20 protein-coding genes are annotated in these 16,733 nt (G+C 63.7%); 11 read left to right on the forward strand and 9 right to left on the reverse strand.

Going from position 1 to position 16,733, the window contains the following annotated elements; all coding sequences use genetic code 11:
* Nucleotides 1-54 precede the first annotated feature (54 nt).
* The 3 genes from CAG44_RS21345 to CAG44_RS21355 all read left to right on the forward strand — a co-directional run bounded on the left by CAG44_RS21345 (nucleotide 55) and on the right by CAG44_RS21355 (nucleotide 2,741).
* Nucleotides 55-624: a GNAT family N-acetyltransferase gene (locus tag CAG44_RS21345; RefSeq protein ID WP_085692936.1), complete on the forward strand. Its 570-nt coding sequence runs from the start codon at nucleotides 55-57 to the stop codon at nucleotides 622-624.
* A gap of 78 nt (nucleotides 625-702) precedes the next feature.
* The gene (sstT, locus tag CAG44_RS21350; protein WP_085692937.1) at nucleotides 703-1,914 is read left to right on the forward strand and encodes a serine/threonine transporter SstT; all 1,212 of its coding nucleotides are present in this window, start codon (nucleotides 703-705) and stop codon (nucleotides 1,912-1,914) included.
* 179 nt (nucleotides 1,915-2,093) lie between these two features.
* Nucleotides 2,094-2,741, forward strand: coding sequence for a YceH family protein (locus CAG44_RS21355; protein WP_085590938.1), 648 nt, complete (start codon nucleotides 2,094-2,096; stop codon nucleotides 2,739-2,741).
* 4 nt (nucleotides 2,742-2,745) lie between these two features.
* On the opposite strand, the gene CAG44_RS21360 is transcribed toward CAG44_RS21355, so the two are convergent.
* The 8 genes from CAG44_RS21360 to CAG44_RS21395 all read right to left on the reverse strand — a co-directional run bounded on the left by CAG44_RS21360 (nucleotide 2,746) and on the right by CAG44_RS21395 (nucleotide 10,304).
* Nucleotides 2,746-2,934, reverse strand: a complete 189-nt coding sequence (locus CAG44_RS21360) for a hypothetical protein (RefSeq protein ID WP_013973178.1) — start codon at nucleotides 2,932-2,934, stop codon at nucleotides 2,746-2,748.
* A 169-nt stretch (nucleotides 2,935-3,103) separates the two neighbouring features.
* Nucleotides 3,104-4,666 carry an alkyl hydroperoxide reductase subunit F gene (ahpF, locus tag CAG44_RS21365; protein WP_085692938.1) on the reverse strand — a complete coding sequence of 521 codons (1,563 nt, stop codon included), beginning with the start codon at nucleotides 4,664-4,666 and terminating at the stop codon, nucleotides 3,104-3,106.
* 125 nt (nucleotides 4,667-4,791) lie between these two features.
* Nucleotides 4,792-5,355 carry an alkyl hydroperoxide reductase subunit C gene (gene ahpC / locus CAG44_RS21370; RefSeq protein WP_004375926.1) on the reverse strand — a complete coding sequence of 188 codons (564 nt, stop codon included), beginning with the start codon at nucleotides 5,353-5,355 and terminating at the stop codon, nucleotides 4,792-4,794.
* A 268-nt stretch (nucleotides 5,356-5,623) separates the two neighbouring features.
* Nucleotides 5,624-6,979, reverse strand: coding sequence for a glutathione-disulfide reductase (gene gorA / locus CAG44_RS21375; protein ID WP_085692939.1), 1,356 nt, complete (start codon nucleotides 6,977-6,979; stop codon nucleotides 5,624-5,626).
* Between the two features lie 188 nt (nucleotides 6,980-7,167).
* Complete coding sequence (gene galU, locus CAG44_RS21380) at nucleotides 7,168-8,007, reverse strand: UTP--glucose-1-phosphate uridylyltransferase GalU (protein ID WP_085590936.1); 840 nt, start codon at nucleotides 8,005-8,007, stop codon at nucleotides 7,168-7,170.
* A gap of 298 nt (nucleotides 8,008-8,305) precedes the next feature.
* Nucleotides 8,306-9,220, reverse strand: coding sequence for a c-type cytochrome (locus CAG44_RS21385; RefSeq protein WP_085692940.1), 915 nt, complete (start codon nucleotides 9,218-9,220; stop codon nucleotides 8,306-8,308).
* Nucleotides 9,217-9,867: a cytochrome c gene (locus CAG44_RS21390; protein WP_085692941.1), complete on the reverse strand. Its 651-nt coding sequence runs from the start codon at nucleotides 9,865-9,867 to the stop codon at nucleotides 9,217-9,219. The genes CAG44_RS21385 and CAG44_RS21390 overlap by 4 nt, the downstream gene beginning before the upstream one ends.
* A 77-nt stretch (nucleotides 9,868-9,944) precedes the next feature.
* Nucleotides 9,945-10,304 carry a hypothetical protein gene (locus CAG44_RS21395; protein WP_085590931.1) on the reverse strand — a complete coding sequence of 120 codons (360 nt, stop codon included), beginning with the start codon at nucleotides 10,302-10,304 and terminating at the stop codon, nucleotides 9,945-9,947.
* Nucleotides 10,305-10,464: 160 nt separating this feature from the next.
* Here CAG44_RS21395 and CAG44_RS21400 point away from each other — a divergent pair, with 160 nt between their 5' ends.
* The 8 genes from CAG44_RS21400 to csrA all read left to right on the forward strand — a co-directional run bounded on the left by CAG44_RS21400 (nucleotide 10,465) and on the right by csrA (nucleotide 16,329).
* Nucleotides 10,465-10,767: a DUF1883 domain-containing protein gene (locus tag CAG44_RS21400; protein ID WP_004375922.1), complete on the forward strand. Its 303-nt coding sequence runs from the start codon at nucleotides 10,465-10,467 to the stop codon at nucleotides 10,765-10,767.
* A gap of 7 nt (nucleotides 10,768-10,774) precedes the next feature.
* Nucleotides 10,775-10,945, forward strand: coding sequence for a hypothetical protein (locus tag CAG44_RS28985; protein WP_013973186.1), 171 nt, complete (start codon nucleotides 10,775-10,777; stop codon nucleotides 10,943-10,945).
* A gap of 38 nt (nucleotides 10,946-10,983) precedes the next feature.
* Complete coding sequence (locus CAG44_RS21405) at nucleotides 10,984-12,072, forward strand: nitronate monooxygenase family protein (RefSeq protein ID WP_085692942.1); 1,089 nt, start codon at nucleotides 10,984-10,986, stop codon at nucleotides 12,070-12,072.
* A gap of 194 nt (nucleotides 12,073-12,266) precedes the next feature.
* Nucleotides 12,267-13,025, forward strand: coding sequence for a molybdate ABC transporter substrate-binding protein (gene modA, locus CAG44_RS21410; protein ID WP_085590927.1), 759 nt, complete (start codon nucleotides 12,267-12,269; stop codon nucleotides 13,023-13,025).
* Nucleotides 13,025-13,705, forward strand: a complete 681-nt coding sequence (gene modB, locus CAG44_RS21415; protein ID WP_085692943.1) for a molybdate ABC transporter permease subunit — start codon at nucleotides 13,025-13,027, stop codon at nucleotides 13,703-13,705. The genes modA and modB overlap by 1 nt, the downstream gene beginning before the upstream one ends.
* 1 nt (nucleotide 13,706) lies before the next feature.
* Complete coding sequence (gene modC, locus CAG44_RS21420) at nucleotides 13,707-14,798, forward strand: molybdenum ABC transporter ATP-binding protein (protein WP_085692944.1); 1,092 nt, start codon at nucleotides 13,707-13,709, stop codon at nucleotides 14,796-14,798.
* A gap of 57 nt (nucleotides 14,799-14,855) precedes the next feature.
* Nucleotides 14,856-15,878: a DNA topoisomerase IB gene (locus CAG44_RS21425; RefSeq protein WP_085692945.1), complete on the forward strand. Its 1,023-nt coding sequence runs from the start codon at nucleotides 14,856-14,858 to the stop codon at nucleotides 15,876-15,878.
* A 253-nt stretch (nucleotides 15,879-16,131) separates the two neighbouring features.
* Complete coding sequence (gene csrA / locus CAG44_RS21430) at nucleotides 16,132-16,329, forward strand: carbon storage regulator CsrA (protein WP_004375914.1); 198 nt, start codon at nucleotides 16,132-16,134, stop codon at nucleotides 16,327-16,329.
* Between the two features lie 45 nt (nucleotides 16,330-16,374).
* On the opposite strand, the gene CAG44_RS21435 is transcribed toward csrA, so the two are convergent.
* Nucleotides 16,375-16,728 (reverse strand): response regulator, encoded by a 354-nt coding sequence (locus tag CAG44_RS21435; protein WP_013973192.1) that lies wholly within the window; start codon nucleotides 16,726-16,728, stop codon nucleotides 16,375-16,377.
* Between the last annotated feature and the right edge of the window lie 5 nt (nucleotides 16,729-16,733).

The raw sequence follows: 16,733 nt of genomic DNA on the forward strand, positions 1-16,733 counted from the left end.
CGCGACGGCGCCGCGCCACCCAGACTGGGCGGCCCAGCCCTTGCAGGAACCCGCATGATCCACATCCGCCCCATGACACCGGAAGACTTCGAACGCTTCTGGCCCACCTTCCAGGCCGTCGTACAGGCCCGTGAAACCTACGCATTCGACCCGGCCCTTAGCTTCGATCAGGCCCGCCAGCTGTGGCTGGAACTGCCCGTGCGCACATTCGTGGCCGAGGAAGACGGCGAGCTGCTGGGTTCGTATTACCTCAAGGCCAATGCCGCCGGGCCTGGTGGGCACGTGGGCAATTGCGGCTACATGGTCTGTGAAACAGCACGCGGCCGCGGCGTTGCGCGGTTGATGTGCGAGCACTCACAGAAACAGGCACGCCAGGAGGGCTTTCTGGCCCTGCAGTTCAACTCGGTGGTGGCCACCAACGAGGTAGCGGTGGCGCTGTGGCACAAGCTGGGCTTCGAAACCGTTGGACACCTGCCCAAGGCCTACCGCCATGCCCGCCTGGGGCTGGTGGACTGCCTGGTGATGTACAAGTGGCTGGCGGACGAGCCGGTAGTGGAAAAGCCGCCACTGCTGATCGGGCGCAAGAACATCGAGGCGCGGGTGTCGCGGCGGCGCGGGCGCTGACTTTTTCAGGCCGCCCTGCTCGACGAAGGTCTATGGTAAAGTCGCGCCCTTTTTGAACATGCTGGGATATCGCTGCACATGACCCCCGTCTTCCGCTTCCTCAACCGCACCAGCCTGGTGACGCAGATCGTCATCGGCCTGATCGCCGGCATCGCCCTGGCCCTGCTCGCGCCCGCCATCGCCCGCGACATGGCGTTCCTCGGGAAGGTGTTCGTCAGCGCCCTCAAGGCGGTGGCACCCGTGCTGGTGTTCATCCTGGTCATGGCCTCGATCGCCAACCACCGCCACGGCCAGGAAACCCATATCCGCCCGATCCTCTGGCTGTACCTGCTGGGTACCTTCGGCGCCGCGGTAGTCGCGGTGGTCGCCAGCATGCTGTTCCCGTCGAACCTGGTGCTGAGCACCGGCGACGCTACGCTGAGCGCGCCGGGCGGCATCACCGAGGTGCTGCAGAACCTGCTGCTGAGTGCGGTCGACAACCCGATCAACGCCCTGCTCAACGCCAACTTCATCGGTGTGCTGACCTGGGCCATCGGCCTGGGCGTGGCCCTGCGCCATGCCGGCGAAACCACCCGCACCGTGGTCGAGGACCTGTCCAATGGCGTGACCCTGATCGTGCGCGTGGTCATCCGCTTCGCCCCGCTGGGCATCTTCGGCCTGGTCAGCGCCACGCTGGCCCAGTCGGGCCTGGACGCCCTGCTCGGCTACCTGCACCTGCTGGCGGTGCTGATCGGCTGCATGCTGTTCGTGGCGCTGGTGATGAACCCGCTGATCGTGTATTGGAAAATCCGCCGCAACCCCTACCCGCTGACCCTGCTGTGCCTGCGCGAAAGCGGTATCACCGCGTTCTTCACCCGTAGCTCGGCGGCCAACATCCCGGTCAACCTGGCCCTGTCGGAGCGCCTTGGCCTGCATGAAGACACCTACTCGGTATCGATCCCGCTGGGTGCGACCATCAACATGGCCGGTGCCGCCATCACCATTACCGTGCTGACCCTGGCGGCGGTGCATACTCTGGGTATTCCGGTGGACCTGCCGACCGCCGTGCTGCTTAGCGTGGTGGCGGCGGTCTGTGCCTGCGGCGCCTCGGGTGTGGCCGGTGGCTCGCTGCTGCTGATTCCGCTGGCGTGCGGCCTGTTTGGCATCCCTAGCGAAATTGCCATGCAGGTGGTGGCGGTGGGCTTCATCATCGGCGTGCTGCAGGATTCGGCCGAGACGGCGCTGAACTCTTCGACCGATGTGCTGTTTACCGCGGCGGCGTGCCAGGCTGAAGAGCGGCGCAACGCTTGAGTTTGCCGGGGCCGCTTTGCGGCCCTTTCGCAGGCAAGCCAGCTCCCACAGGGATAGTGCCGGCCTTACGGCTTGTGCTGTACCTGTGGGAGCTGGCTTGCCGGCGATGATCCCAGTGATTGCTTAAGCCTGGCGCTTTACCTAGGCTAGTGGCCTTTCCCCAGCAATGAGACAGGGCCATGTCAGAACACGAAACCGTCGGCGAAGGCCGCTTCAACAGCATCGAGATCCGTATTCTCGGCTCGCTGATCGAGAAGCAGGCCACCAGCCCGGAAAGCTACCCGCTGACCCTCAACGCCCTGGTCCTGGCCTGCAACCAGAAGACCAGTCGCGAGCCGGTGATGAACCTCACCCAAGGCCAGGTCGGCCAGGCCCTGCGCGCCCTCGAAGGGCAAGACATGACCCGCCTGCAGATGGGCAGCCGCGCCGACCGCTGGGAACAACGGGTGGACAAGGCGCTGGAGCTGGTGCCGGCGCAACTGGTGCTGATGGGCCTGATGTTCCTGCGCGGGCCGCAAACCCTCAACGAACTGCTGACCCGCAGCAACCGCCTGCACGACTTCGACGACACCGAGCAGATCCAGCACCAGCTGGAGCGCCTGATCTCGCGCGGCCTGGCCTTGCACCTGCCACGCCAGGCCGGCCAGCGCGAAGACCGTTACACCCATGCCTTGGGCGACCCGGCGGAAATCGAGGCGATCCTTGCTGCACGGCAGCAGGAAGGCGGGGCACGCAGCAGCGGTGGCAATGTGTCGGAAGAGCGCATCGAAGCCCTCGAAGCGCGCATCGCGGCGCTGGAGGCACGCCTGGCCGAACTGGAAGGCTGAGCCGTCACGGCTCGGGGTCGGGGAAGTTGCGGCAGCTCTTGCGCTCGGCCAGCTCCCGGTCACTGGGGCGCTGGTCGACGAACACGGTGCGGCCGTCGGCGTAGATTTCCAGGTAGCCCCAGTGCAGGTCCTGCTCTTGCTGCCCGGGTTTTGGGGGGACTAGCCACCAGGGTTCGCGGCTGATCAGGGTCATGGGTGTGGTTCCTGAGGGTGTCTGCAGTAATCATAGACATCCTCAGATTCAGCTTTGTCAGTTCTGACGCATTCGCGGGCATGCCCGCTCCTACAGGACTCATCACAAATCTCAAGACCTGTGCAGTACCTGTGGGAGCGGGCATGCCCGCGAAAGGGCCGGTACGGGCTTACGCCGGTGCCGAAGTGCGGATCAGGTGGTCAAAGGCCGCCAGCGATGCCTTGGCCCCCTCACCCACCGCAATCACGATCTGCTTGTACGGCACAGTCGTCACGTCACCCGCCGCAAACACACCCGGGATGCTGGTCTGACCCTTGGCATCGACGATGATCTCGCCACGCGGCGACAGCTCGACGGTGCCTTTCAGCCAGTCGGTGTTCGGCAGCAGGCCGATCTGCACGAAGATGCCTTCCAGCGCCACTTCATGCTGCTGGTCGGTGGTGCGGTCCTTGTAACGCAGGCCGGTCACCTTTTCGCCATTGCCCAGCACTTCGGTGGTCAGCGCACTGGTGATCACCTTCACGTTCGGCAGGCTGTGCAACTTGCGCTGCAGTACCGCATCGGCACGCAGCTGGCTGTCGAACTCGATCAACGTTACCTGGGCGACGATACCCGCCAGGTCGATGGCCGCTTCCACGCCCGAGTTGCCACCACCGATCACCGCCACGCGCTTGCCCTTGAACAGCGGGCCGTCGCAGTGCGGGCAGTAAGCCACGCCACGGGCGCGGTATTCCTGCTCGCCCGGCACGTTCATTTCACGCCAGCGGGCACCGGTTGCCAGGATCACGGTATTGGCCTTGAGCGAGGCGCCGCCAGCCAGGCGTACTTCGTGCAGGCCGCCATCGGTGGCCGGGATCAGCGCTTCTCCGCGCTGCAGGTTCATGATGTCCACGTCGTACTGCTTGACGTGCTCTTCCAGCGCCGTGGCCAGCTTCGGCCCTTCGGTTTCCTGTACCGAGATGAAGTTCTCGATGGCCAGGGTATCGAGCACCTGGCCGCCGAAACGCTCGGCCGCAATACCGGTGCGGATGCCTTTACGCGCGGCATAGATGGCTGCCGAAGCGCCGGCTGGGCCACCACCGACCACCAGCACGTCGAAGGCGTCCTTGGCGTTGATCTTCTCGGCTTGGCGACCGGCTGCGTTGGTGTCGATCTTGCCGAGGATTTCTTCCAGGCCCATGCGGCCCTGGCCGAACACTTCGCCGTTCAGGTAGATGCTCGGCACCGCCATGATCTTGCGCGATTCCACTTCCGCCTGGAACAGCGCGCCGTCGATGGCCACGTGGCGCACGTTGGGGTTGAGCACCGCCATCAGGTTCAACGCCTGGACCACATCCGGGCAGTTCTGGCACGACAGCGAGAAGTAGGTTTCGAAGGTGAATTCGCCTTCCAGCGCCTGGATCTGTTCGATCACTTCGGCACTGGCCTTGGACGGGTGCCCACCGACTTGCAGCAGTGCCAGCACCAGCGAGGTGAATTCGTGGCCCATGGGGATGCCGGCGAAGCGCAGGCTTATGTCGGCCCCCGGGCGGTTCAGCGAGAACGATGGACGACGGGCATCGCTGCCGTCCGCGCTGAAGGTAATAAGGTTCGACAGGCTGGCAATTTCCACCAGCAGGTCGTGCAATTCGCGGGATTTCGCGCCGTCGTCGAGGGAGGCAACGATCTCGATCGGCTGGGTGACCCGCTCCAGGTAGGTTTTCAGTTGCGATTTAAGCGTGGCGTCCAACATACGGGCGATTCCTTTTTCAAAACTCGGATACAAAAACGCCCAGGCGAGGTCGCCCGGGCGCTTTTACGGGGCGGTATGTACTTCAGCTTTGGCGGCTGGCTACCGCCCGCGACATGCGCATCGGCTTAGATCTTGCCGACCAGGTCCAGCGACGGCGCCAGGGTGGCTTCGCCTTCTTTCCACTTGGCCGGGCAAACTTCGCCTGGGTGAGCGGCAACGTACTGGGCAGCCTTCACCTTGCGCAGCAGTTCGGCAGCATCGCGGCCTACACCACCGTCGTTCAGTTCGACGATCTTGATCTGGCCTTCCGGGTTGATCACGAAGGTACCGCGATCGGCCAGGCCGGCTTCTTCGATCAGCACGTCGAAGTTGCGCGAGATGACGTGGGTCGGGTCACCGATCAGCGGGTACTGGATCTTGCCGATGGTGTCCGAAGTGTCGTGCCAGGCTTTGTGGGTGAAGTGGGTGTCGGTGGACACGCCGTAGATTTCCACGCCCAGCTTCTGGAACTCGGCGTAGTTGTCAGCAAGGTCACCCAGCTCGGTCGGGCAGACGAAGGTGAAGTCGGCCGGGTAGAAGAACACGACAGACCACTTGCCTTTCAGGTCGGCTTCGCTGACCTGGACGAACTCGCCCTTGTGGTAGGCGGTGGCGTTGAACGGTTTGACCTGGCTGTTGATGATTGGCATGAGAGACGCTCCTTCATGGGGTTGGAATCAGTTGATGGAGAGAATCCTAACCGCTGGTCCCGATAAAGGCTCATTGGCAAAGCTCATGCTTGTGATTGGTTTTGGCTATAACCGAGGATAATTAATAGAAGGGAATGGGCTGAGCAAAGGATTGCGGGGCATTCAAGGGCCCCATCGCCGGCAAGCCAGCTCCCACAGGTACTGCGCAGGTCTCTGCACTTGTGCAATCCCTGTGGGAGCTGGCTTGCCGGCGATGAGGCCAGTGGCATCAGCGAGTGACCGTGCGCATGGTCACGAACTCTTCGGCAGCGGTCGGGTGCACGCCAATGGTTTCGTCGAACTGCTGCTTGGTCGCACCGGCCTTCAGGGCAACGCCCAGGCCCTGGATGATCTCGCCGGCGTCGGGGCCAACCATGTGGCAGCCCAGCACCTTGTCGGTCTCGGCATCGACCACCAGCTTCATCAGGGTCTTTTCCTGGATGTCGGTCAGGGTCAGTTTCATCGCACGGAAGCGGCTCTCGTATACCTGCACCTTGTGCCCGGCCTCCAGCGCCTGCTCCTCGGTCAGGCCCACGGTGCCGATGGGCGGCTGGCTGAATACCGCGGTGGGGATGTTCTGGTAGTCCACAGGGCGGTATTGCTCGGGCTTGAACAGGCGCCGGGCCACGGCCATGCCCTCTGCCAGAGCCACCGGAGTCAATTGCACGCGGCCAATCACGTCGCCAATGGCCAGGATCGACGGCGCGGTGGTCTGGTACTGCTGGTCAACCCGAATGTAACCGCGTGCATCCAGCTCGACGCCGGTGTTTTCCAGGCCCAGGTTGTCCAGCATCGGGCGCCGGCCGGTGGCATAGAACACGCAATCGATGACCAATTCGCGACCATCCTTGAGGGTGGCCTTCAGGCTGCCGTCCTCGAGCTTGTCGATGCGCTGGATGTCGGCGTTGAACTGCAGGTCGAGGCCGCGCTTTTCCAGTTCTTCCTTCAGGTGCGTGCGCACCGAACCGTCGAAGCCACGCAGGAACAGGTCGCCACGGTACAGCAGCGTGGTAGCCGCCCCCAGGCCCTGGAAGATGCCGGCGAACTCGACGGCGATGTAGCCACCGCCCACCACCAGCACCCGGCGTGGCAGGTCCTTGAGGTAGAAGGCTTCGTTGGAGGTGATGGCAAGTTCCTTGCCCGGAATGTCCGGCACCTGTGGCCAGCCACCGGTGGCGATGAGGATGTGCTCGGCGGTGTAGCGCTGGCCATCCACTTCCACTTCGTTGGCACCGGTCAGGCGCGCATGCCCCTGCAGCAGGGTGACCCCGCTGTTGACCAACAGGTTGCGGTAGATGCCGTTGAGGCGCTCGATTTCCCGGTTCTTGTTGGCAATCAGGGTGCCCCAGTCGAAATGCCCTTCTTCCAGGGTCCAGCCGAAGCCTGCGGCCTGCTCCAGTTCGTCGGCGACGTGTGCGCCGTACACCAGCAGTTTTTTCGGCACGCAACCCACGTTGACGCAGGTACCGCCCAGGTAGCGGCTCTCGGCCACTGCCACCTTTGCGCCGAAGCCGGCGGCAAACCGCGCCGCGCGCACACCGCCGGACCCGGCACCAATCACGAACAGATCAAAATCGTAGGCCATGTATTCACTCTCCTAGGCAGGCGCCCAGCATAACGCACTGGGGCCGCTTTGCGCCCCTTCGCGGGCCCGCCCGCTCCCACAGTACCGGCACAACCTTGAAGGCCTGCACAGTACCTGTAGGAGCGGGCGTGCCCGCGAAGGGCTGCAAAGCAGCCCCAGTTATCAGCTTTGATACAAGTAGCGGCTTATCAGTAAGCCTTGCCAGTCTTGTAGTAGTTCTCGAAGCAGAAGTTGGTCGCGTCGATGTAGCCCTCGGCGCCACCGCAGTCGAAACGCTTGCCTTTGAACTTGTAGGCGATCACGCAGCCGTTCTGCGCCTGTTGCATCAGGGCGTCGGTGATCTGGATCTCGCCACCTTTGCCCGGCTCGGTGTTGGCGATGATGTCGAAGATGTCCGGGGTCAGGATGTAGCGACCGATGATCGCCAGGTTCGACGGGGCATCTTCCGGCTTTGGCTTCTCGACCATGTTGGTGACGCGGAAAATGTCGTCACGGATCATGTCGCCGGCGATCACGCCGTACTTGTTGGTTTCCTGCGGATCGACTTCCTGGATGGCGACGATCGAGCAACGGAACTGGTTGTACAGCTTGACCATCTGGGTCAGTACGCCGTCACCTTCCGGGTTCACGCACAGGTCGTCCGCCAGCACCACGGCGAACGGCTCGTCGCCGATCAGCGGGCGGCCAGTCAGGATGGCGTGGCCCAGGCCTTTCATTTCGGTCTGGCGGGTGTAGGAGAACGAGCACTCGTCGAGCAGACGACGGATACCAACCAGGTATTTTTCCTTGTCGGTGCCCTTGATCTGGTTTTCCAGCTCGTAGCTGATGTCGAAGTGGTCTTCCAGAGCACGCTTGCCGCGCCCGGTGACGATGGATATCTCGCTCAGACCGGCATCCAGTGCCTCTTCAACGCCATACTGGATCAGTGGCTTGTTGACCACCGGCAGCATTTCCTTGGGCATGGCTTTGGTAGCGGGCAGGAAGCGGGTGCCGTAACCGGCTGCCGGGAACAAGCATTTTTTGATCATATACGTCCTTACAAAAGGCTAGGCCTGTGGAATTCGGCGCAGTCTAATCAGGCGGCAGTCACCTTACAATGCCCTACCTGTGGCCGATCGATGGGAAGATAGAGATAACCCAGTGTAGATAGTTCCGAGGGATCGTAAATATTGCTGTCATCCATGACCGTTGGATGACAGGAAATCGGGGTTGCCTGTACTGGCCCTATCGCCGGCAAACCAGCTCCCACAAGGACTGCACAGTTTTCAAAAGCTACGCAGAGACCTGTGGGAGCTGGTTTGCCGGCGATAGGGCCCTGGCAGGCAATCAGCTACCCGTGCCCTGCCCGATCAACACCCCATCGACCTTCTGCCCATACAGGTTCACCCCGTCATTGGCATGGAACGTCACCCGCGTCTTCTCGATGGAGCCTTCCACCAGCCGCGGGTCCTGCGGCCGTTCATGGCGGTTGACCCAGGCCGCCACATCCCAGGCCTGCTGGTCACTCAGGCTGCCCGGCTTGCCCAGCGGCATGTTGTACTTGATGAACGACGCCGCGGTGTTGATGCGGTGCATGCCGGCGCCCCAGTTGTAGGAGTCCTTGCCCCACAGCGGCGGCATCACATACTCGCCCGCCACCTTCTGCCCCTCGCCGTTGTCGCCGTGGCAGATCGCACACTGCTCGCGATAAACCTGCTGGCCGCGCTTGAAGTCGTAACCGCCCTTGGGTTGCGGTACCTCCGGGTAACCTCGCCCGGCGATCTCCACGCCAGTCGGCGCCTTGGTCGACAGCCAGTACGAATACACCGCCAGCGCCGTCATCTGCGGGCTGTCGGCCGCAGGCGGCTTGCCGTTCATGCTGAACTGGAAGCAGCCCTGGATACGCTCGGCGTAGGTGTTGACCTTGTCGTTTTTCTTGCGGTACGCGGGGTACATCGGGTACGCCCCCCACATCGGCGCGGAATGCGCCAGCCGCCCCTGGTCAAGGTGGCAGTTGCTGCAGTTCATGCCATTGCCCACGGCCTCAGGCATCAACCTGCGGGTGTCGACGAACAAGGCATGCCCCTCGCGCACCATCTTGCCAAAGGCATTGTCAGGCAACTCGCTTTCCGCTGGCGGCACGAACTGCGGCGCGGCCTGCACACCCGGCACTTTCAACTGCGACTGGTCTTCCATGGCGATCTGGGCGGCCTGGGCGCTGCCCATGGCCAGCAGCAGCAGGGCTGGAATCATCGGTTTCATGGCTTGACCTCCTGGCTGGCGGGGCGGGCGAAGAACTCGGCAACGGCCTTGATCTCGTCATCGGTCATGGCCTTGGCCACACCGACCATCAGCTGGTTGGGGTCACTGCTGCGGGTGCCGTCCCGCCAGGCATTGAGCTGCGCCACCAGGTAACTGGCGGGCTGGCCGGCCAAGGGCGGGAAGTGTTCGCCAACCCCGCCACCGCCCGGGCCATGGCATTGCACGCAACCAGGAATCTGCCGGCTCCAGTCACCGTACAGGGCCATGCGGGTGGTGGGGTCATCGGCAATCTGCTGGCGACGCAGGTCGCCTGCAGGGTCTGCCGGCAGGCTGGCCAGATAGGTGCTGACAGCCTTGATCTCATCCTCGCTCAGGGCATTGGCAAGCGGCTCCATCACCGGCTGCTTGCGGCTGCCGTTGCGCCAATCATGCAATTGCTTGCTGAGGTAAGCGGCCGGCAGCCCGGCCAGGCGTGGGAAGCCGGCAGCGGCAATGCCCTTGCCGTCCGGGCCATGGCAACCCAGGCAAGCCATGGCGGCGGGGTTGGCCCCGCCCTGGGTGAAGACTTTCTGGCCATCGGCGGCATGCGCCGCGGGCCAGGCCAGGATCAGCAGGCTGCCGATCACGACGCGACTCAGCGGTGTCATCACGAATCTCCTTTTCTATTGTTATATGCTTAGGCCTAAAACATATAAGCAAAAGGAGCGTGATCAGTTGCCCTGGATCAACTACCGGAGATGCATTGGGTGGCTGCGGTGCGCACGTCGCCCAGGCGCAGCGGGAAGTTGTTCAGCCGTTCGTGCAGCTTGATGCTGCTGCCGCTGCCACGCTTGTCGATATCCACCAGCGCCGCCGGGCCCACGCCCGAGCTGATCTTCTGCGGCACGATCAGCCGCAGGCCATCGCCGCGCTGCTCTTCCACCAGCGGGTCGCGGGTATCGGCCAGCTTCTGCTTGACGCAATCGGCATACGCGCGTGGGGACTTGCCCGAGATTACATCAAGCGTTTCGCGCGACTGTTCCAGTTCCGTAACACTCACACAGCCACCCAGCGTCACCGCCACCGCCGCCACCATCCACTTCATTTGCAGCACCTCTGCCTTCAAGAATCCGCTTCGACCACAGCCAGGCCGTTTTGCTCCCTGCTTTGGCAGATTTATCTACGCCTGGCGGAACAGCGCGGCAGTGTAACCCGACATCGTGGTATCTTTCGCCTTTGCAGAACCAATCCTTGCGGAGCATCACATGAAATTCGTACACCAGCGCGAGCACCTGAACGAGGACGACATCGTCGTCATCGAGTGCTCCCAGCGCTGCAACATCCGCCTGATGAACGACGCCAACTTCCGCAGCTTCAAGAACGGCGGCCGTCACACCTACCACGGTGGCCATTTCGACAAGTTCCCGGCGAAGATCACCGTGCCCAGCACCGGTTTCTGGAACATCACCATCGATACCGTGACAACCCGCCCGATCTCGGTCACCCGCAAGCCAACCTTGACCCACAAGATCAAGATCGTCCGTCGTTCATCGTCGAAACTCAGATAAGGCCACCATGACCCAGACCACCAAGTACGTCATCAAGTACAAGCTCGACGGCCAGCGCCGCTGGGACTTCGCACTGATGCCCGACGCCTCCCTCGAACAAGCCCTGGAAGCCCTGCGCAAGATTCACGGCGAAGACGCCGAGAAGATCAGCGACATCCAGGTCAGCAAAGCCTTGTAAGCCCCCGCCGCACCGCTCGCCCGCGCAAGGAGAACCGCATGAGCCACTGGCCCGACCGCCGCATCCTCGACCTGCTGGGCATCGAGTTGCCCATTCTGCAGGCCCCCATGGCCGGTGCGACGGGCTCGGGCATGGCCATTGCCGTGGGCCTGGCGGGCGGTTTGGGCGCCCTGCCCTGCGCCATGCTTACGGGCGACCAGGTGCGCGCCGAGATCGCCGCCTTCCGCGCCGGCTGCCCGGGCCGCCCGTTGAACCTGAACTTCTTCTGCCACCAGCCGCCAGCGCCCGATGCCGAGCGCGATGCACGCTGGAAGCAGGCGCTCGAGCCCTATTACAGCGAAGTGGGCGCAGACTTCGCGGCGCCCACGCCGGTGTCCAACCGCGCGCCTTTCGACGAACAGAGCTGCCAGCTGGTCGAGCAACTGCGCCCGGAGGTGGTGAGTTTCCACTTCGGCCTGACCCAGCCCGACCTGCTGCAACGGGTAAAGGCCAGCGGTGCCAAGGTGCTGTCCAGCGCCACCACCGTAGAGGAAGCCGTGTGGCTGGAGCACCACGGCTGTGATGCGATCATTGCCATGGGCTATGAAGCAGGCGGCCATCGCGGCATGTTCCTCAGCGACGATATCACCAGCCAGATCGGCACCTTCGCCCTGGTGCCACAGGTGGCCGATGCGGTCAGCGTGCCGGTGATTGCCGCCGGCGGCATTGCTGACCACCGCGGCCTGTTGGCGGCACTGGCCTTGGGTGCTTCGGCAGTGCAGATCGGAACAGCGTACCTGTTCTGCCCCGAAGCCAAGGTCTCGCCGGCGCATCGCCAGGCCCTGGACAGCGCGCCCGCCAGCGACACGGCGCTGACCAACCTGTTCACCGGCCGACCGGCGCGCGGCATCAACAACCGCATCATGCGCGAGCTGGGGCCGATGAGCGACCTTGCGCCGCGCTTCCCACTGGCCGGCGGAGCGCTGATGCCTTTGCGGGCGATTACGGATCCGCAGGGCAATAGCGATTTCAGCAACCTGTGGTCGGGGCAGGCGCTGCGGCTGTGCAGGCATATGCCGGCGGGCGAGCTGACCCGGGAGATTGCCGAAAAGGCGCTGGCCTTGGTCGGCTGCAAGGCTTCTGCATAAGCAGGCTCGGCCTCTTCGCGGGCTTGCCCGCTCCCACAGGTTCACCACTGGTTTTGAATGCCGCGCAGTACTGTGGGAGCGGGCAAGCCCGCGAAGGGGCCGGACCTGCCCATGCATCATCCTGCCCCTTCCCGGCCCATGGCCTATCGCTATATAGTTCAGGCTATAACGATAACCCCCAAGGAACTGTCTTCATGCGTATCCGCCCGTTCCACCTGGCTGCCACCGCCCTGGCCAGCCTGCTCGCCTTCAACACTGCCTGGGCCGATGAAGTCCAGGTCGCGGTCGCAGCGAACTTCACAGCCCCCATCCAGGCCATTGCCAAAGACTTCGAAAAAGACACCGGCCACAAGCTGGTCGCCGCCTATGGCGCCACCGGCCAGTTCTACACGCAAATCAAGAACGGGGCGCCGTTCGAGGTATTCCTGGCGGCCGACGACAGCACCCCGGCCAAGCTCGAGCAGGAAAAGGCCATTGTCCCGGGCTCGCGCTTCACCTACGCCATCGGCACCCTGGCCCTGTGGTCGGCCACGCCCGGCTATGTCGACGCCAACGGCGAAGTGCTGAAGAAGAACCAGTTCAAGCACCTGTCCATCGCCAACCCGAAAACCGCTCCCTACGGCCTGGCCGCCACCCAGGTGCTGGGCAAGCTGAAGCTGACCGAAGCCACCAAGCCCAAGCTGGTCGAAGGGCAGAACATCACCCAGGCGTTCCAGTTCGTCTCCACCGGCAACGCCGAGCTGGGCTTTGTTGCCCTGTCGCAAATCTACAAGGACGGCAAGGTCGAAAGCGGTTCGGCCTGGATCGTTCCCTCTTCCCTGCACGAGCCCATCCGCCAGGACGCGGTAATCCTCGAAAAAGGCAAGGACAACCCCGCCGCCAAGGCCCTGGTCGATTACCTGAAAGGCCCGAAAGCCGCGGCTGTGATCAAATCCTACGGTTATGAAATCTGATGCCACTGGACGCCAGTGACCTGGGTGCCATCTGGCTGACCGTGAAACTGGCCAGCCTGACCACCCTGATCCTGCTGATCGTCGGCACGCCCATCGCCTGGTGGCTGGCGCGCACGCGCTCGTGGCTGCGCGGGCCGGTGGGCGCGGTAGTGGCCTTGCCGCTGGTGCTGCCACCCACGGTGATCGGCTTCTACCTGCTGATTGCCCTCGGCCCGCATGGCTGGTTGGGCCAGGCGACCCAGGCGCTGGGCCTGGGCAGCGTGGTGTTCAGCTTCACCGGCCTGGTGATCGGCTCGGTGATCTACTCCATGCCGTTCGTGGTCCAGCCGCTGCAGAATGCCTTCGGCTCCATTGGCCAGCGCCCGTTGGAAGTGGCCGCCACACTGCGCGCCAGCCCCTGGGACACCTTCGTCCACGTGGTGCTGCCGTTGGCCCGCCCGGGCTTCATCACCGCCAGCATCCTCGGTTTCGCCCACACCGTGGGCGAGTTCGGCGTGGTGTTGATGATTGGCGGCAACATCCCCGACAAGACACGCGTGGTCTCGGTGCAGATTTTCGACCATGTCGAGGCCATGGCCTATTCGCAAGCACACTGGCTGGCAGGTGCCATGCTGGTGTTTTCGTTCCTGGTGCTGCTCCTGCTGTACGCTGGGCGCCGCGGCAAGGCTGGCTGGAGCTGATATGAGCGCATCGATTGTGGCGCGCCTGAAACTGGCGCGCGACGACTTCACTCTGGACGTCGACCTGCACCTGCCCGGGCGCGGCATCAGCGCGCTGTTCGGCCACTCCGGCTCTGGCAAGACCAGCTGCCTGCGTTGCCTGACCGGGCTGGAACGGGCCGCCAGCGCCTACATCGAGGTCAACGGCGAAGTCTGGGAAGACAGCGCCCGTGGCTACTTCCAGGCACCACACCTGCGCCCGGTGGGCTACGTGTTCCAGGAGGCCAGCCTGTTCCCGCACCTGTCGGTACGCGGCAACCTGGAGTTCGGCTGGCGCCGGGTGGCCGCTGCCGAGCGCAAGGTCAGCCTCGACCAGGCCTGCCAGCTGCTGGGTATCGGCCACTTGCTGGCACGCCGGCCGGCAACCTTGTCCGGTGGCGAGGCGCAGCGGGTGGGCATTGCCCGCGCCCTGCTCAGCAGCCCGCGCCTGCTGTTGATGGACGAGCCGCTGGCTGCCCTCGACGGGCCGCGCAAGCGCGAAATCCTGCCCTACCTGGAACGCCTGCACGACGAACTGGACATCCCGCTGGTGTATGTCAGCCATGCCCAGGAGGAAGTGGCGCGGCTGGCCGACCACCTGGTGTTGCTGGAGCAAGGCCAGGTAGTGGCCAGCGGCCCGATCGGCGAAACCTTGGCCCGTCTCGACCTGTCGCTGGCCGAGGGCGAGGATGCCGGCGTGGTGTTCGAGGGCCTGGTGGTGGGGCACGATCCGCACTACGACCTGCTCGAACTGCGCCTGCCCGGCAACAATGGGCCACTGTTGCGTATCGCCCACCCGGCCCAGGCGATGGGCAGCACCTTGCGGGTCAAGGTGCAGGCCCGTGACGTCAGCCTGGCCCTGGCAGCCGACAGTACTTCCAGCATCCTCAACCGCCTGCCGGTGCGCGTGCGCGAAAGCCGCCCGGCCTCCAACCCGGCCCATGTGCTGGTCAGCCTGGATGCCGGCGGCAACGCCTTGCTCGCACGCATCACCCGCTTCTCGGCAGACCAGCTCGGCCTGCACCCGGGCCAGGTGCTGTTCGCCCAAATCAAGTCGGTGGCGTTGCTGGGCTGAGCATCGGCCCCATGGCTGGTGTCCATTGATCAGTGACCTGATCGAGGCCTGCCAGCCATGCTTGACTGCCCCCTGCCGCGCACCCTGCACTACGTCGACGACAGCCAGCCGGGCCTGACCCGGCGGCGCTGGCGGGGGCGCTTCATCTACCTGGATGCCGACGGCCAGCGGGTGCGCGACAGCGATACCCTCGCCCGCATCGCTGCACTGGTAATCCCCCCGGCCTATACCGAGGTGTGGATCTGCGCCGACCCGCAAGGCCACCTGCAGGCGACAGGTCGCGATGCCCGTGGCCGCAAGCAATACCGCTACCATGCGCAGTGGCGCGAAGTACGCGACCAGCACAAGTACGGGCGCATGCTGGCGTTTGCCCAGGCCCTGCCGAAACTGCGTGCACAACTGCACGCCCACCTTGCCCGGCCAGGCCTGGACCGGGAAAAGGTAATGGCGCTGGTGGTCAGCCTGCTGGACCACACCCTGATCCGCATCGGCAACCAGCGCTACCTGCGTGAAAACCAGTCCTATGGACTGACCACCCTGCGCAACCGCCATGTCGAGGTGAAGGGCAGCAGCATCCGCTTCCAGTTCCGCGGCAAGCGTGGCGTCGAGCATAACGTCAGCCTCAACGATCGGCGCCTGGCCAACCTGCTCAAGCGCTGCATGGAGCTGCCCGGGCAAGCGCTGTTCCAGTACCTGGACGACGACGGCCAGCGCCACAGTGTCGGCTCCAGCGAGGTCAACCAGTTTCTGCAGCAGCTGACCGGCGCCGACTTCACCGCCAAGGACTACCGCACATGGGCCGGCAGCAGCCTGGCCCTGGACCTGCTCAGGCCCTTGGCCTGGGAACCCGAGAGCGAAGCCAAGCGCCAGGTCGCCGCCATCGTCCGCCAGGTAGCATCACGCCTGGGTAATACACCGGCAGTGTGCAGGCGCTGCTACATTCACCCGGCTGTACTTGAACACTATGCCTTGGGGCGCCTGGCCAACTTGCCGAAGAACCGTGTGCGCAAAGGCCTGGACCGTGAAGAAGTAGCCTTGCTGTTATTTCTTCAGGCACTCGAGGAACAGGATGACCATTAACCCGGTCTATTCAGACCATGATACGAAGAAATTTCCCATTGGCCGCCAAGCACCCTATTCTTGCCACCGAGCACCTTGGCCGACAAACCGCTGGCGGTTTGCTTCGGCACCTGCAACTGAAGACACGCAACAGAATTTGTCTGTCGGGGAATTACTATCCGCCGAAAGCGTCTTTAATGAGAAGGAAGAGGGACAAGCTCCCGCCGCCGTGGCAACTAGCCCGACGGACTTTTACATCACCAAGGAGAACTACATGCTGATACTCACCCGCAAGGTTGGCGAAAGCATCGTCATCAACGATGACATCAAAGTCACCATTCTGGGCGTCAAAGGGATGCAGGTGAGGATCGGTATCGATGCACCGAAAGACGTCCAGGTCCATCGCGAAGAGATCTTCAAGCGTATCCAGGCTGGCAGCCCAGCCCCGGAAAAGCACGACGACTCGCACTGAGCGACCTGCCTCAAGCCGCACGGACGCGCTTGATCGCCCCGCGCCTCAGGTGCCCAGCAGTTCGTGCACCTTGGCGATCATACAGTCCATGTCGAACGGTTTGTCGAACACCGCGGCGAACAGTTCCGGGCATCCCTGGTTGGCCTGCGCGCCACTCATGAGGATGACCGGCAACTCGCTCAAGGCCGGGTCTTCACGCATCGAGCGCACCAGCTCCTCACCGTTGAGCAGTGGCATCATGTAGTCGGTGATAACGAGCTGAACGCGCTTTTCCTTCAGTGCCTCCAGCGCCTTGCAGCCGTTGCTCGCCTTTTCCACCAGAAAACCTTCGTCCTCCAGGGCAAAACCGAGGATGTCGGCAATCAGGTACTCGTCATCGACGATCAGGATGGTATTCATCGCCC

This window comes from Pseudomonas sp. B13(2017), assembly GCF_002113245.1.
Taxonomy (GTDB): domain Bacteria; phylum Pseudomonadota; class Gammaproteobacteria; order Pseudomonadales; family Pseudomonadaceae; genus Aquipseudomonas; species Aquipseudomonas putida_Z.

Coding starts and splice junctions, on each gene's coding strand:
- CAG44_RS21385 (WP_085692940.1), bottom strand. CDS start 9,220: ATGAAACCGATGATTCCAGCCCTGCTGCTGCTGGCCATGGGCAGCGCC.
- CAG44_RS21345 (WP_085692936.1), top strand. CDS start 55: ATGATCCACATCCGCCCCATGACACCGGAAGACTTCGAACGCTTCTGG.
- modC (WP_085692944.1), top strand. CDS start 13,707: ATGAGCGCATCGATTGTGGCGCGCCTGAAACTGGCGCGCGACGACTTC.
- CAG44_RS21395 (WP_085590931.1), bottom strand. CDS start 10,304: ATGAAGTGGATGGTGGCGGCGGTGGCGGTGACGCTGGGTGGCTGTGTG.
- CAG44_RS28985 (WP_013973186.1), top strand. CDS start 10,775: ATGACCCAGACCACCAAGTACGTCATCAAGTACAAGCTCGACGGCCAG.
- CAG44_RS21435 (WP_013973192.1), bottom strand. CDS start 16,728: ATGAATACCATCCTGATCGTCGATGACGAGTACCTGATTGCCGACATC.
- ahpC (WP_004375926.1), bottom strand. CDS start 5,355: ATGCCAATCATCAACAGCCAGGTCAAACCGTTCAACGCCACCGCCTAC.
- sstT (WP_085692937.1), top strand. CDS start 703: ATGACCCCCGTCTTCCGCTTCCTCAACCGCACCAGCCTGGTGACGCAG.
- modB (WP_085692943.1), top strand. CDS start 13,025: ATGCCACTGGACGCCAGTGACCTGGGTGCCATCTGGCTGACCGTGAAA.
- CAG44_RS21355 (WP_085590938.1), top strand. CDS start 2,094: ATGTCAGAACACGAAACCGTCGGCGAAGGCCGCTTCAACAGCATCGAG.
- CAG44_RS21360 (WP_013973178.1), bottom strand. CDS start 2,934: ATGACCCTGATCAGCCGCGAACCCTGGTGGCTAGTCCCCCCAAAACCC.
- csrA (WP_004375914.1), top strand. CDS start 16,132: ATGCTGATACTCACCCGCAAGGTTGGCGAAAGCATCGTCATCAACGAT.
- modA (WP_085590927.1), top strand. CDS start 12,267: ATGCGTATCCGCCCGTTCCACCTGGCTGCCACCGCCCTGGCCAGCCTG.
- CAG44_RS21405 (WP_085692942.1), top strand. CDS start 10,984: ATGAGCCACTGGCCCGACCGCCGCATCCTCGACCTGCTGGGCATCGAG.
- gorA (WP_085692939.1), bottom strand. CDS start 6,979: ATGGCCTACGATTTTGATCTGTTCGTGATTGGTGCCGGGTCCGGCGGT.
- CAG44_RS21390 (WP_085692941.1), bottom strand. CDS start 9,867: ATGACACCGCTGAGTCGCGTCGTGATCGGCAGCCTGCTGATCCTGGCC.
- CAG44_RS21425 (WP_085692945.1), top strand. CDS start 14,856: ATGCTTGACTGCCCCCTGCCGCGCACCCTGCACTACGTCGACGACAGC.
- galU (WP_085590936.1), bottom strand. CDS start 8,007: ATGATCAAAAAATGCTTGTTCCCGGCAGCCGGTTACGGCACCCGCTTC.
- CAG44_RS21400 (WP_004375922.1), top strand. CDS start 10,465: ATGAAATTCGTACACCAGCGCGAGCACCTGAACGAGGACGACATCGTC.
- ahpF (WP_085692938.1), bottom strand. CDS start 4,666: ATGTTGGACGCCACGCTTAAATCGCAACTGAAAACCTACCTGGAGCGG.